This window comes from Stenotrophomonas sp. 107298_Sma, from assembly GCF_056480345.1.
In genome coordinates, this window is record NZ_CM151094.1 from 2358720 (window position 1) to 2371443 (window position 12724).

At 64.9% G+C, this 12724-nt stretch carries 10 protein-coding genes; 2 read left to right on the forward strand and 8 right to left on the reverse strand.

Annotated features, from left to right (window positions below; genetic code table 11):
• Positions 1-20: 20 nt before the first annotated feature.
• Positions 21-1073 carry a DNA-binding protein gene (locus tag ACZK2G_RS11070; RefSeq protein ID WP_021201903.1) on the reverse strand — a complete coding sequence of 351 codons (1053 nt, stop codon included), beginning with the start codon at positions 1071-1073 and terminating at the stop codon, positions 21-23.
• Between the two features lie 274 nt (positions 1074-1347).
• Between ACZK2G_RS11070 and ACZK2G_RS11075 the strand changes: the two genes are divergently transcribed.
• Positions 1348-2928 (forward strand): ATP-dependent nuclease, encoded by a 1581-nt coding sequence (locus tag ACZK2G_RS11075; RefSeq protein ID WP_026070029.1) that lies wholly within the window; start codon positions 1348-1350, stop codon positions 2926-2928.
• Entirely contained in the window at positions 2906-4003 is a 1098-nt protein-coding gene (locus tag ACZK2G_RS11080) for a UvrD-helicase domain-containing protein (protein ID WP_043033512.1), read from the forward strand. The genes ACZK2G_RS11075 and ACZK2G_RS11080 overlap by 23 nt, the downstream gene beginning before the upstream one ends.
• Positions 4004-4018: 15 nt before the next feature.
• On the opposite strand, the gene ACZK2G_RS11085 is transcribed toward ACZK2G_RS11080, so the two are convergent.
• The 7 genes from ACZK2G_RS11085 to ACZK2G_RS11115 are packed head-to-tail and all read right to left on the reverse strand — an operon-like array spanning position 4019 to position 12724.
• Positions 4019-4294, reverse strand: a complete 276-nt coding sequence (locus tag ACZK2G_RS11085; RefSeq protein WP_019184735.1) for a hypothetical protein — start codon at positions 4292-4294, stop codon at positions 4019-4021.
• Complete coding sequence (locus ACZK2G_RS11090; RefSeq protein WP_049402758.1) at positions 4291-7482, reverse strand: efflux RND transporter permease subunit; 3192 nt, start codon at positions 7480-7482, stop codon at positions 4291-4293. The genes ACZK2G_RS11085 and ACZK2G_RS11090 overlap by 4 nt, the downstream gene beginning before the upstream one ends.
• Before the next feature lie 8 nt (positions 7483-7490).
• Entirely contained in the window at positions 7491-8441 is a 951-nt protein-coding gene (locus ACZK2G_RS11095) for an efflux RND transporter periplasmic adaptor subunit (RefSeq protein ID WP_021201906.1), read from the reverse strand.
• Positions 8438-9715 (reverse strand): TolC family protein, encoded by a 1278-nt coding sequence (locus ACZK2G_RS11100; RefSeq protein ID WP_043033510.1) that lies wholly within the window; start codon positions 9713-9715, stop codon positions 8438-8440. Before ACZK2G_RS11100 ends, ACZK2G_RS11095 begins: the two co-directional genes overlap by 4 nt.
• A 55-nt stretch (positions 9716-9770) precedes the next feature.
• On the reverse strand, positions 9771-10127 hold the full coding sequence (locus ACZK2G_RS11105; protein ID WP_012480228.1) for a hypothetical protein: 357 nt from the start codon (positions 10125-10127) through the stop codon (positions 9771-9773).
• Positions 10124-10741 carry a cation efflux transmembrane domain-containing protein gene (locus ACZK2G_RS11110; RefSeq protein WP_005413376.1) on the reverse strand — a complete coding sequence of 206 codons (618 nt, stop codon included), beginning with the start codon at positions 10739-10741 and terminating at the stop codon, positions 10124-10126. The genes ACZK2G_RS11105 and ACZK2G_RS11110 overlap by 4 nt, the downstream gene beginning before the upstream one ends.
• Before the next feature lie 24 nt (positions 10742-10765).
• Entirely contained in the window at positions 10766-12724 is a 1959-nt protein-coding gene (locus ACZK2G_RS11115) for a cytochrome c/FTR1 family iron permease (protein WP_043033508.1), read from the reverse strand.

Genomic DNA, 12724 nt, shown 5'->3' on the forward strand with positions numbered 1-12724 from the left:
CAGACAAACGAGCAGCCTCGTCAGTCGGCTCCCCCATCTTGCGCATGGCCGCGCCGAGTTTTCTTCACCGCATTTTGTGCTGGCGTCAGTTGATTCAGTAGAGGCTCTAGCGCTTCAAGACGTGCATTGGCACGCAACGCATCGGCTTCAGCGCTCTCGCGGCGCTCACGCTCCCGCGCAAGGGTGTCTTGAACTTGAGCTAGCTCGTTGCGCATGGTATCCAAGGTCTTGGCGTCAGTCTTCCAGCGCTCCTGCAGTGCCAAATAGTCCGTCGCGGTCTGGCGCAACGCCACGACCTCGCTGTGTTGGCCTTCGTGGGCCTGTCGTAGCTGGGCAAGCTCACGCTCAATCCGCCCGTGGCGCTCCAGCCATTGACCATTGTCGCGGTTCAGCACCAACAGCTCCTGATTCTTCGCGCCCAAGGCTTCATTGGCCTGACGTAAGGCTACTTGCAGCTCTTGGACCTGATGCTCGTGACGGCGAAGCTCTTGCTCACGCTGCTCTTTGGTTGAAGTGCGGTAGTGCTCAAGCGCTTCCCGGGCATGGGCATGCTTGTCCTCCAGAGAACGCGTATGCGCCTCATGATCAGCCAGCCGCACCGTCATGCCAGCGATGCGCTCGTTCAACTGGGCGATTTCCGCGATCCTGTCACCTAGATTCTGTTGAAGGAGGGCGTGAGCAGCTTGCTCTTGGTGCAGGCTTGCTTCGGTGCGCTGCAGCCGACTGCTCAAGGCGGCAGCCTCCTCTTGGGCACCGGAAAGCGCCTGTTGCCGACTGTGGAGCTCAGCCTGATGGCGCTCACGCTCCTGGGTGAGGATGGCCTCTGCTTCCTCCTGGAGCCGCGAGGCCAAGCGCGCAACCAAGTCCTGCAAAGCATCACTAACGGCTACCGTCCTCGCCGGACCGCCGCCTTCCTCTCCTTCCAGTTCACGCAAGTAGCGGTGGATCGTGGTCTTGGAGCCCGTGTTGCCCAAGGCCACTCGCACCGCGTCGACTGACGGCTTCTTGCGTTGGGCCAGCAGCGCGTCGCGCGCCTTCTGGACGTCACTCTTATAGAGTCCTGCGCGCGCCATCGTGCCACCTCACTTTATTTCGTAATGTATTACATACCATGTAATTACATACTATTAAAGCAGGTAGACGACCGCTCGTCGGCGAAAATAGTTATACGGGATAATATTGAATTATCCCGCGTAAGGCGGATTCTGACCCTTCCCGGCGTCCCAAGCAGTACGAAACCGCCCAGGGCCGGCGATCGCTGGGTAGTATGGCCCAGAGCGGAAAGGAGGCCAGCCAGGGTGCAGGCAGGCTCCGCCACCGAGCCCGTTGGCCATCATAGGACTGTGCATGCCGATCGAACGTATCGTCATCGACAACTTCAAGTCGTTTCGCCATCTGGACCTGCCCCTCAATGCCCACATGAACCTGGTGGTGGGCGACAACGAGGTCGGTAAATCCACCCTGCTGGAGGCCATCCACGCGGTGGTCACCGGCCAGCTGCATGGGCGCAATCTTGCCTACGAGCTCACGCCCTACCTGTTCCACCAGCCCACGGTGCAGGAGTACTTGGGAGCGCTTGCCACGGGCACGCCGGCCTCGCCGCCACGGATCTCCATCGAAGCCTATCTGGGCGCCGACGCCGCGCTGGCGTCGTTACGCGGCACCAACAACTCCCTGCGTCTGGATACCGCCGGCATCCGGCTGCTGGTCGAGCTCAACGACGACTACCGCGAGGAGTTCAACGCCTACCTGCAGCAGCACCAGGGCGCGGTCAGCCTGCCGGTGGAGTACTACACGGTGCGCTGGTACTCCTTCGCCAACAATGGCGTCACCGCCCGTAGTATTCCGTTCGACTCGACCATCATCGACACGCACGGCATCAAGACCTTGTCCGGTGCCGATCGCTATATCGCCGGCATCATCGAGCAGGCACTGACGCCTGCGCAGCGCGTCTCGCTGTCGCTGAGCTTCCGCCGCATGCGGCAGAGCTTTTCCGAAGAAGCGGATGTGGCAGCGATCAATGCCTACTTGACCGAGCACACCGGGGACATCAGCCACAGGGCATTGACGGTAGGCGTGGACACATCGCCGCGCTCAACGTGGGAAACCAGCCTGTCACCCTACCTGGATGAGCTCCCGTTCACCCAGGCCGGCAAGGGCGAGCAAAGCGCGGTGAAGATGAAGCTGGCGATGCACGCGGCCGGCGCGGCTCACGTGCTGCTGATCGAGGAGCCGGAGAACCATCTGTCCTATTCCAGCATGACCCAGCTGATCGACAAGATTGCGGCCCTCTCCACCGCCCAGCAGGTGATCATCGCCACCCACAGCAGCTTCGTGTTGAACAAGCTGGGCGTGGACAACGTGATCCTGTTCAGCGCGCAAGGCCAGATGAAGCTGGACCAGCTGCCCAGCGATACCCACGACTATTTCATGAAGCTGCCGGGCCACGACACGCTGCGGTTGATCCTGGCCAAGCAGGCGATCCTGGTGGAAGGCCCTTCCGACGAACTGATCGTGCAGCGTGCCTACAGTGACCATCACGGCGTGGCGCCGATGGCTCACGGCGTAGACATCATTTCGGTCAAGTCGTTGGCATTCAAACGCTTCTTGCAGATTGCCGATCGACTGAGGATTCAGGCCAAGGTGATCACCGACAACGACGGTGATATCGCAGTTGTGCAAGAGCGCTATGCCGAGCACATCAACGCGATCTATTACGATTCCGACGAGAGCGCCCCTTCGCTGGAAGAGCAGCTGATCAAAGCCAACTCGCTGGCCGAACTCAATACCGTGCTGGGCAAGGCCTTTGCCGATGAGGTGGCGCTGCTCAAGTACATGAAGGGCCATAAGACCGATACGGCCTTGGCGATTTTCAATAGCCCGCACTCGATCAGGTTCCCGGACTATGTCCAGCGTGCCATCACCTAACCGGGTCCTGCTCTCGGCAGCCGGCTCGGGCAAGACCACGTTGCTGGTCCGGCAGGCCTTGGAGCGACCTGAGCGCCGCATCGCGATTGTCACCTACACGCTGGAAAACCTGGAAGAGATCCGGCGCTCGTTTGAGGCCCACGCAGGCGCGGTCCCCGCGCATGTCACCTTGCACAGCTGGTATGGCTTTCTGCTGCGCCAGTGCATTCGCCCGTACCAGGCTGCGCTTTGCCCTGAGCCTCGCATCGAGACCATCCTGTTCGTAGAAGGTGTCACCAACAACCGCGCCCCACGCACCCAGGTGGCGCGCCACTACCTGGCGGGCAACCGGATGTATTCGGACCGAGCGGCCGATTTCGCTGTGCGCTGCGATGAGCTGACCCAAGGCCAGGTCGTGGCGCGATTGGCGGCGATGTACGACGAGCTCTACATCGACGAAGTCCAGGATCTGGCCGGCTTTGATCTGGATCTGGTCGAACGGCTGTTGAAGAGCGAGATTGCCATCACGTTGGTAGGCGATACGCGCCAAGCCACGTATGCGACCAACTATGCGCAAAGGTACAGCCAATACCGTGGTCCGAATCTGGCAGCGCTGTTTCAGATTTGGGAGGCCGACGGCTTATGCCGGCTGGATCACCGCCTCACCAGTCTGCGCTGCGTCCAGGCCCTGTGCGATATGGCTGACACGCTCTATCCGCAGATGCCGCGGACCCAATCAGGCAATGGCGAGGTCACCGGACACGATGGCATCTACCTCGTCGCTCCAGGGGATGTGGCCGCGTACATGCAGGAGTTCGCCCCCACCGTGCTCCGGCATGACCGGCGGCAGGCGTGCGACGGACTGCCGGCGGTGAACTTTGGGCAGTGCAAGGGCCGCACCTACAGTCGGGTCCTCATCTTTCCGAACGGGCCGTTGACGCAGTACCTGCGCACGGCCGATGCAGCGCGTATCACCGCGCCGCCGAAATACTACGTGGCCTTCACCCGGGCGCGGCAAAGCGTGGCCTTTGTGTATGCCGGCGCGTGCGCGTTGCCGGGTCATCAGCTCTATGCGCCTGCCAGCGCAGACGCATAGAGCCAGGGGCTGCGATCACATCTTCTTTAACGGCGCCGCGGTGGGCGGCGGCGGTACCGGGCCCGGGTCGTTGAAACACAGCATGATCTGATCGATGCCGAATTGATCGGCCAGGACCTGGGCAATCACAGCATGCACCAGGTCCAGGTCGACCGAGGGCGCCGCGACCGTGATGGTGGCCGCGATCGCACGGCCATGCTCACCGGCGACCAGGCGCAGGTCGTCCACCGCTTTCACGCCCGGGTCGGTAAACATCGCCGCACGGACCTGTTCCAGGTTGAGCTCGTTCATGGGGACTCCAAAGCAGTGCTACCGGCGCGGGGAGCTCGGTCGCGATGCAGCCAACGATAGAGCACCGGCAGCACCAACAAGGTCAATGCGGTGGATGAGACGATGCCGCCGATGACGACAGTGGCCAGCGGCCGCTGCACTTCCGAGCCAGCACCGACATTCAAGGCCATGGGTAGGAAGCCCAGCGAGGCTACCAGGGCGGTCATCAACACCGGTCGCAGGCGTCCAAGGGCGCCGTCGCGCACAGCGTCGTCTAGCGGATCGCCCTGTTCGCGCAGACGGCGGATGAAGGCGATCATGACCAGCCCGTTGAGTACGGCCACGCCCGACAGCGCGATGAAGCCCACGCCGGCAGAGATCGACAACGGAATCCCGCGCAGAGCCAGTGCCAGCACACCGCCGGTCAGCGCCAGCGGCACGCCACTGAACACAATGGCCGCATCCTTGGCCGAGCCGAAGGCCATGAATAGCAGAGCGAAGATCAACGCCAGTGTCACCGGAACGACCACGCCCAGGCGTTGGGTGGCCGAGATCAGCTGCTCGAAGGTGCCGCCGTAATCGATCCAGTAGCCCTCTGGAAGCGCGACATCCTGGCCGATGCGTGTGCGCAACTCGCCGACGAACCCGCCCAGATCGCGCTCGCGCACGTTGGCGGTGATCACCACGCGGCGCTTGCCGTTCTCGCGGTTGATCTGATTGGGCCCGCGCTCTACCTGGATCTTCGCCACTTCCCGCAGCGGCACCGTGCGAGGCCCCCCATTGGCGCCGGCGGCCAGACGGCTGGACTCATCGACACTGGTGCTTGCCGGCAGCGGAATGGGCAGATCTGCCAGCACAGCGGGGTCTTGGCGCTGCGCTTCGGGCAGGCGCACGACCAGGTCGAAGCGGCGGTCGCCCTCGATCAACTGGCCGGCAACACTGCCCCCAATGGCGGTGGCCACCGTTTCCTGCACATCGCCCGGGTTCAGGCCATACCGTGCCAATGCCGCCGGATCTGGCGTGATGGTCAGCAGCGGCAGGCCGGAGACCTGCTCGGCCTTGACGTCTTCGGCGCCGGGGACGCTACGCATGACCCGCTCGACCCGGCTGGCCAGGCGCGTCAACTGGTCAAGGTTGTCGCCGTAGACCTTGACCGCCACGTCCGAACGGACGCCGGAGATCAACTCGTTGGTGCGCATCTGGATGGGCTGGGTGAACTCGTAGTTGCTGCCCGGGATTTCCTTGGCCGCCGCCTCCAGCTCTTCCACCAGCTCGGCCTTGGGCTTGCGCGGGTCGGGCCACTGGTCGCGGGGCTTGAGCATCAGGAAGGTGTCGGCCATCGACGGCGGCATAGGATCGGTGGCCACCTCGGCGGTGCCGATCTTTGAGAAGATGTTGGCCACCTCCGGGAACTGGGCCAGGCGCTTCTCCAGCGTTTCCTGCATGGCCACCGACTGCTCCAAGCTGGTGCCGGGAATACGCATGGGCTGCAAGGTGATGTCGCCCTCATCCAGGCTCGGCACGAACTCCGAACCCAAGCGGGTGGCCAGCACGCCACAGCCCACCACCAGCACGGCCGCGCCGGCCAGCACCACCACGCGCCGACGCAGGGCCCAATCCAGCAGCGGCGTATAACGGGCACGCGACCAGCGCATCAGGCGGTTGTCGTGCTCAGCCACACGGCCGCGCAGGAAGCTGGCGATCGCCGCCGGCACGAAGGTCAGCGACAACACCATGGCGCCGGTCAGGGCCAGCACCACCGTGATCGCCATCGGGTGGAACATTTTTCCTTCTACCCCGGACAGCGAGAAGATCGGCAGGTAGACCGCGGCGATGATGCCCAGGCCAAACAGGCTGGGACGGATCACCTCGGCGGTGGCCGAGGCGGTCAGGTCATAGCGCTCTTCATCGTTGAGCTGGCGGCCTAGCGCGTGCTGCGCCTCGCCGAACCGGCGCAGACAGTTCTCGATGATGATCACCGCCCCGTCCACGATCAGGCCGAAGTCCAGCGCGCCCAGGCTCATCAGGTTGCCCGACACGCCGCCACGCACCATGCCGATGATGGTGAACAGCATCGCCAACGGGATCACCGCCGCGGTGATCAACGAGGCGCGCACATTGCCCAGCAGCAGGAACAGCACCACCACCACCAGCAGCGCGCCCTCGATCAGGTTCTTGGACACCGTGCCGATGGTGCGATCCACCAGCGCGGTGCGGTCATAGACGGCCTTGGCATGGACGCCGGCAGGCAGGCTGGCGTTGGCGGCATCCAGCTTGGCCGCGGCCGCCTGGGAGACTTCCCGGCTGTTGGCGCCGAACAACATGAAGGCGGTACCGACCACGACCTCGTGGCCATTCTGGGTGGCCGCGCCCGTGCGCAGCTCCTTGCCTTCGCCCACGCTAGCGACGTCGCGCACCCGAATGGGCACGCCATCGCGCCGGTCCAGCACGATGTTGCCGATTGCCTCCAGATTGGCTAGCTGGCCCGGCACGCGCACCAGGAACTGCTGTCCGTTGCGCTCGATGTAGCCGGCGCCGATGTTCTGGTTGTTGCGCATGACCGCGGCGACCACGTCGTTCAACGTGAAGCCCAGCGCCACCAACTGAGCTGGATCGGGAGTGATGTGGATCTGCCGCTCGAAGCCGCCGATGGTGTTGACCTCGGTGACGCCGGGCGTGGTGCGCAGCTGCGGCCGGATCACCCAGTCCTGCAGGGTGCGCAGGTCCGTGGCCGTGTACGGGGTGCCGTCGGGCTTGCGAGCGTTGGGCTCGGCCTCCACGGTGTACATGAAGATCTCGCCCAACCCGGTGGAGATCGGCCCCATTTCCGGGTCCAACCCTTCGGGAAGCTGGGAGGCGATCTGCTGCAGGCGCTCGGCGACCTGCTGGCGGGCAAAGTACAGGTCGGTGCCGTCCTTGAAGACGACGGTGACCTGCGAAAGCCCGTAGCGCGACAGCGAGCGGCTGTAGTCCAGCTTGGGCAGACCGGCCATGGCCGTTTCGATGGCAAAGGTGACCCGTTGTTCGGCCTCCAGCGGCGAGTAACCCGGGGCCTGGGTGTTGATCTGGACCTGGACGTTGGTGATGTCGGGTGTGGCGTCAATGGAAAGGTGACGGTAGCTCCACACGCCCAGCGCAACCAGCGCAGCGGTGAGCACTAGCGTCAGCCAGCGATGGCGGATGGACAGCCCAATGAGGCGTTCGAGCATGGCGGGCCTCATTCTTCTTCCACGGTGGACTTTTCGATGTCGGCCTTGATCAGGAAGCTTTGGGCCACCACCACCTGTTCACCGGCCTTGAGGCCTTCCAGCACTTCGGCGCGTTCGGCGTCGCGGCGCCCCAGCTTCACCGGCCGGGTGTGGTAGGTTTCGCCCTGCTGCACGTAGACCACGTCCTGGTCTTCTGCGGTCTGCAGCGCCGTGATCGGCACCACCAACGCTGCCGATTGGCGATCCACGGTGACCCGCGCCTTGACCGCCGACCCCGGCCGCCACAGGCCATCGGTGTTGGCCACCGTGCCGCGCGCAATGGTGCTTTGGCTGGCGGTGGCGGTGCCGGGCAGGACGCGCTCCAAGGTGGTCTGTGCGGTGACGCCATCGCTCAAGCGGGTAACCGTCACCGGCACGCCAGCACCGATGTGCTGGGCGTCGGCGCCGAAGATGTGCAGGTCCACCCACAGCGTGGACAGGTCGGCGACCTCAAACAGCGGCGCGCCCTCAGCGGCGGCCATGCCTACGGCGGCCGTGCGCGCCATGACCACGCCACTGATCGGCGCGGTGACGGTATAGGTGGTCAGGCTCAGGTTGCTCTCTACCGTGGCCAGTGCCTGGCCGGCCCGTACCTGATCACCCACGCCCGCACGCACGGAGCGGACCGGTCCGGGGAAGCGTGCCGTGACCTGCGCGATGCGACCGTCAATCGGGGTCAACAGCCCTTGCACCTCATGCTCGTCAGCAATCTCACCGGGGCCTGCCGGTGCGACCTGGATACCCGCTGCCTGCGCAGCTTTGGCGGCAATCTTGGTTTCCAGCGGCGCTTCCTCGTGCTCGCCGTGCTCTTCGCCCTCAGCGGCGGCGCCGCCTTCGGACGCTTCGTTGGGGGCCGACGCGTTGCAGGCGGCCAGCATCATCAGGGCCATGCCCAGTGCGGTCCAAGAAAAGCGATTCATGGGGTCTCTCCGGTGGAAGCAGCCGCCGGCGGCGCGACAAGCGCTTGGCCGGTCAGGCGTTGAATTTCGATCAGGGCGCGCTGCGCATCGAGCGCCACGTCCAGCTGCTGCTGGGCCATGGCCGTGCGTTCGGACTGCAGCTGTGCCCATTCCAGGTAGCTGATCGCGCCGGCGCGATAGGCGCGCTCGGCGGCCTTCTCAGCCCGGGCCAACTTCGGCAGCACCTCGCCTTGCAGCCGTGCCACCTCGGCCTGCGCCACGGTGTAGCGACCATGGGCTTCGACCAGCGTGGAATACAGCGACAGGCCCTTGGCCTCGCGCTCGATCGTCAGAACCTCCAGCTCGGCTTCGCCGGCGCGGATCTCCGGCTGCGCGCGGCTGCGGCTGCCCAGTGGCATGGACAGGCTGGCCACCAGCGCGGTGTCGTCAGTCTCCTGCAGGCGGCGCACGCCCAGCTGCCACGACAAGTCCGGCGAGGCCGCCGAACGCGCCAGCTGCAGTCGTGCCTGCGCGATCCGGCGGGCATCGGCAAACTGCGCCAACTCGGGAGTGCGCTCCAATTCCTCGGCCAGCGACTGCATGGACGCGATCGCCGGCAGGGTCATGGGATCCGCCGCGGCCACCTCGAAGCTCGGAGCACGTTCGCCCCAGAGGGCAGCAAGGTGCTGCCGGGCGGCAATGCGCTGCTGCTCGGCCCGATCACGGGTCAACTCTGCTCTCGCCAGTGCTGCTTGTGCGGTGAGCATCACCGATTCGGGAGACGCGCCAGCCTGCAGGCGCTGCCGGGCAGCGGCGACGGTCCGCTGGCGCTGGCCGACATCCATGTTCGTCAGGCTGCGTTGCCGGTCGGCACCGACAACGGCCAAATAGCGCTGCGCCGTCTCGGCGAGCAGGTCCAGCCGCCTGGTCTCGCGCTGCACGGCCAGTGCATCAATCCGGCTTTGGGCCAAGGTGCGGCGGGCGTCGAGCTTGCCGCCGCGCTCCAGGACCGAGCTCAGGCTCAAGGTCAACTCCGCGCTGTCCAGGCCACGGGCCGCGCCCGTGCCCAGCGCATTTTCAACCTCCGCCCCCAACGTCCACGGTGGCCGCTGCACGGCCTGGTCGCGCTCGGCAGCGAGCACCGTGGCTCGCGCATCGACCAGGCGCAGCTCGGGGTGGGTTTGGGCCACGCGTGCAAACGCGTCGTCCAAGGTCATCAGCTCTTCTGCTGTCGCCGGCGTTGCCGCCGCGCTCAACAGTAGCCACGCGGCCAGGGCCGCCAATCGCACATGCATGAAGTACTCCAGAATTTTCGATAGCCAACAGGGATCCGGCGCACGCCGGCGCGCATCACCCTGCGATCGGCGGCCGGAACGGCGCGAGCAGGTGCTCATGCCGATATCTGTCCGCATGGGCTGTCGCCGACGGCCAATGCCGGCCGATATGAGCAATGGCCAACACTATTTCTGGAGCCGGCGCGGCCTGGCTACAGCACAGCACCAGCTGCTGTAGCCGGTGCAGCGCGGCGTCTACGCCACGCTCGGAAGCTGGTGATGCCACTGCCGGGTCATGGTCGGCCGCGGCCAGATGGGTTTGAGCATGGAGCTCGCCAACCACTGCCAGCACCGGCTGCGTCACAAGGCCCACGGCCAAGTGCGCCAGCAGCAGCCAGCGCAGGCCACAGCTCAGCCGGCCAAGCGCTGTCATGCAGGCGTTTTGCGCGCGTCGGCACGCGCCCGGCGAGCATCACCCAAGATCTCGAAAGCCTCCTTGATCACATACAGGCCGATCAGGGCGCCGATCACGAAATCCGGGTAGGGGCTGGCCAGCCACCACACCAACAGGCCGGCCAGAATCACCCCAACGTTGGCCACCACATCGGCGCGGGTAAACAGCCAGGTCGCTCGCAGATGCACTTCGCCAGACTTCAAGGGGGCGAGCATACGGAGCACCTTCAGGTTCACGGCCAGCGAGACCAGAGCGGTACCGATCATCCAACCGCTGACCGGCTCGGCGCCGTACATCACCCGGCGGCCGACTTCGACCAGCACGCCTACGCCCAGCACCAGCAGCACGCTGCCACTGACCCACGCGGCGTTGGCCTTGAAGCGCGCCGTGCGCCCGATAGCGACCAGGCCAATGGCATAGGCGGTGGCGTCAGACAGCATGTCCAGCGCGTCAGCCAGCAGCCCGGTGGAATGGGCAATCCAGCCGGCAATGCCGCCGATCACGGCCATCGCTGCATTCAGGACCAAGGCGATCCAGAGGATGCGTCGCTCCTCCTTGTTCTTGGCTTCGTGGTGGCACCCGCAATCACTCATGTCTTGGTCCTCTGCTGTGTTGTTTCATTGCTTGTTTGCGCCTGGCTGTCTACGCACACCGGAACGGGCATTGGCGAGGAACCCCACGATGGCGGCGGTGCCTACCAATACCTGCGCCAGCAGCGACTGCCAGGTGGGATACAGGCCGATCCACTCGATGCGCGGCAACGCGAGCGGTGTTTGAGAGATCCAGCCCGCTTCCTGCAACGCGGCCACGCCTTTACCGATCAGGATGACCGCCATCACCGCGATGAGAATCGAGCTGATCGAAAAGAACCGGCCAATCGGCAGCCGCCTGCTCATGCGCAGCATCCAGTACGCCACCGCAGCCAACACCGCGATTCCCGCCGCCAGGCCTGCGAGGATGGCGGTGGACGCCTGATCGCTCCACATCGCGATGTAGAACAAGATCGTCTCAAACACCTCGCGGTACACCGCGACAAAGGCCAGCATGAACAGGAAAACAGCCGAGCGCCGTGTCAGCGCAGTCGTCAGCTTGGCGTGCAGGTACTCCTGCCACCGCCCTGCAAGGCTCTTTTGGTGCATCCAGATGCCTACGCTGAGCAGGACAGCGGCAGCGAACAAGGCCGAGACGCCCTCAGTGACTTCCCGGTTCGCACCGCTGATATCAACAAAGTAAGTGGCCACCGCCCAGGTAGCTGCGCCTGCCAACAACGCGCAGATCCAACCCGCATGCACATACGGCAACACATCAGACCGCTCGGCTTTACGCAAGAACGCCACGATACCAATCACGATCAGCAGCGCTTCCAGTCCTTCGCGTACCAAGATGGTAAAGCTGCCTAGAAACGCGGTGCTGGCGCCTATTCGGGTGTCCTGCAGCGCCACGTCCGCGCGATCAAACAGCTGGGCAATTTGCGCTGCCTGCCCGGCAACGTCAGCCGCGGGCGCATGCTGATCCAGCTGCGCGCGGTAGCCTGCCATGGCCGTCTCGATCTCTCGCAGCAATGACGGATTGCGCGTGGCCAGCGTGGGTTCAAGCGGCTCTACACCATCCAGATAGGACGAGAGCGCAAGCTTTTTGGCTTGAGCCAGGTCCTCATCAGCGTAAGCGCGCTGGCTGGCGGCCAGTCGCTGCCGCGCCACCGCAAAGCGATCGGCTCCTGGTACCGCTTCGTTTACTACCTGTGGCTGCGAACGCAGGTAGGCGATGATCGCGTTTGCCTGATCGGCGGGCATCGTGGTGGCAAGATCGGCCTCTCGCGTGCGTGTCAGCGCTTCGAGCGAGGGAATGTGCGTATGGGCCTCGGCACTGGTGCGCCATAACGCCTCACCTTGAGCCTTGGCTTGCGAGGAGTACCCCAAGCTGCCCACATAGAATGCCAACGCCCAGCGATCACTTTCTGACAGCCCAGAGAAGCTGACCATGCCGGTACCCGGCACACCCTGGGAAATGACCTCGTACAACGACAGCGGCGTTCGCTGCGCGGCGCGAGTGGCATCGGTGAACGCGATCGGCGGCGGACTTAACGCTTGCGCGGCGGGGCCATCACCGTGACCTGTGGGGCCGTGACAGGCCGCGCACTGCTGGCTGTAGATGGACGCGGCCTGGGAGGTCTTCGGCGCGCTCGCCGGAACAGCGCCGATCGGGTAGCGGGCCAACAGCGTCGTGCCGAGCCCGCGCGCCAACGTTGCCACTTGCGCCGGGTCGGCCTTCTCTGCCACCGCCTGGACCAGGCGGTCGGCCTGGGCCGTCAGCTCCTGCTGGTTCTGGCCACTGGGCAATGCTGCCAGCTGACTGCGCACGGCGCCGGCAAACTCGCTCATTTCGGCGTATTCGTTGGGGGCAATTACGCGACCGGCCTGGACCGCGCCGGGGTAGTCGACCGCGATGTAATCGAGCATCTGCCAGGTTTGGCGCAGGTCTGCTGCGGCAGGCTCCGCCTGAGCAGAAGCGGGCAGAACCCAGCCGATCAGCAAGGCAATCAGGCAGTAGCGAATCAAGGCGATGGGCAGTGGCAT

What these genes read in the sequence shown, in the direction of transcription:
- ACZK2G_RS11070 (WP_021201903.1), bottom strand. Translation starts at nt 1,073, where the DNA reads ATGGCGCGCGCAGGACTCTATAAGAGTGACGTCCAGAAGGCGCGCGAC.
- ACZK2G_RS11075 (WP_026070029.1), top strand. Translation starts at nt 1,348, where the DNA reads ATGCCGATCGAACGTATCGTCATCGACAACTTCAAGTCGTTTCGCCAT.
- ACZK2G_RS11080 (WP_043033512.1), top strand. Translation starts at nt 2,906, where the DNA reads ATGTCCAGCGTGCCATCACCTAACCGGGTCCTGCTCTCGGCAGCCGGC.
- ACZK2G_RS11085 (WP_019184735.1), bottom strand. Translation starts at nt 4,294, where the DNA reads ATGAACGAGCTCAACCTGGAACAGGTCCGTGCGGCGATGTTTACCGAC.
- ACZK2G_RS11090 (WP_049402758.1), bottom strand. Translation starts at nt 7,482, where the DNA reads ATGCTCGAACGCCTCATTGGGCTGTCCATCCGCCATCGCTGGCTGACG.
- ACZK2G_RS11095 (WP_021201906.1), bottom strand. Translation starts at nt 8,441, where the DNA reads ATGAATCGCTTTTCTTGGACCGCACTGGGCATGGCCCTGATGATGCTG.
- ACZK2G_RS11100 (WP_043033510.1), bottom strand. Translation starts at nt 9,715, where the DNA reads ATGCATGTGCGATTGGCGGCCCTGGCCGCGTGGCTACTGTTGAGCGCG.
- ACZK2G_RS11105 (WP_012480228.1), bottom strand. Translation starts at nt 10,127, where the DNA reads ATGACAGCGCTTGGCCGGCTGAGCTGTGGCCTGCGCTGGCTGCTGCTG.
- ACZK2G_RS11110 (WP_005413376.1), bottom strand. Translation starts at nt 10,741, where the DNA reads ATGAGTGATTGCGGGTGCCACCACGAAGCCAAGAACAAGGAGGAGCGA.
- ACZK2G_RS11115 (WP_043033508.1), bottom strand. Translation starts at nt 12,724, where the DNA reads ATGCCACTGCCCATCGCCTTGATTCGCTACTGCCTGATTGCCTTGCTG.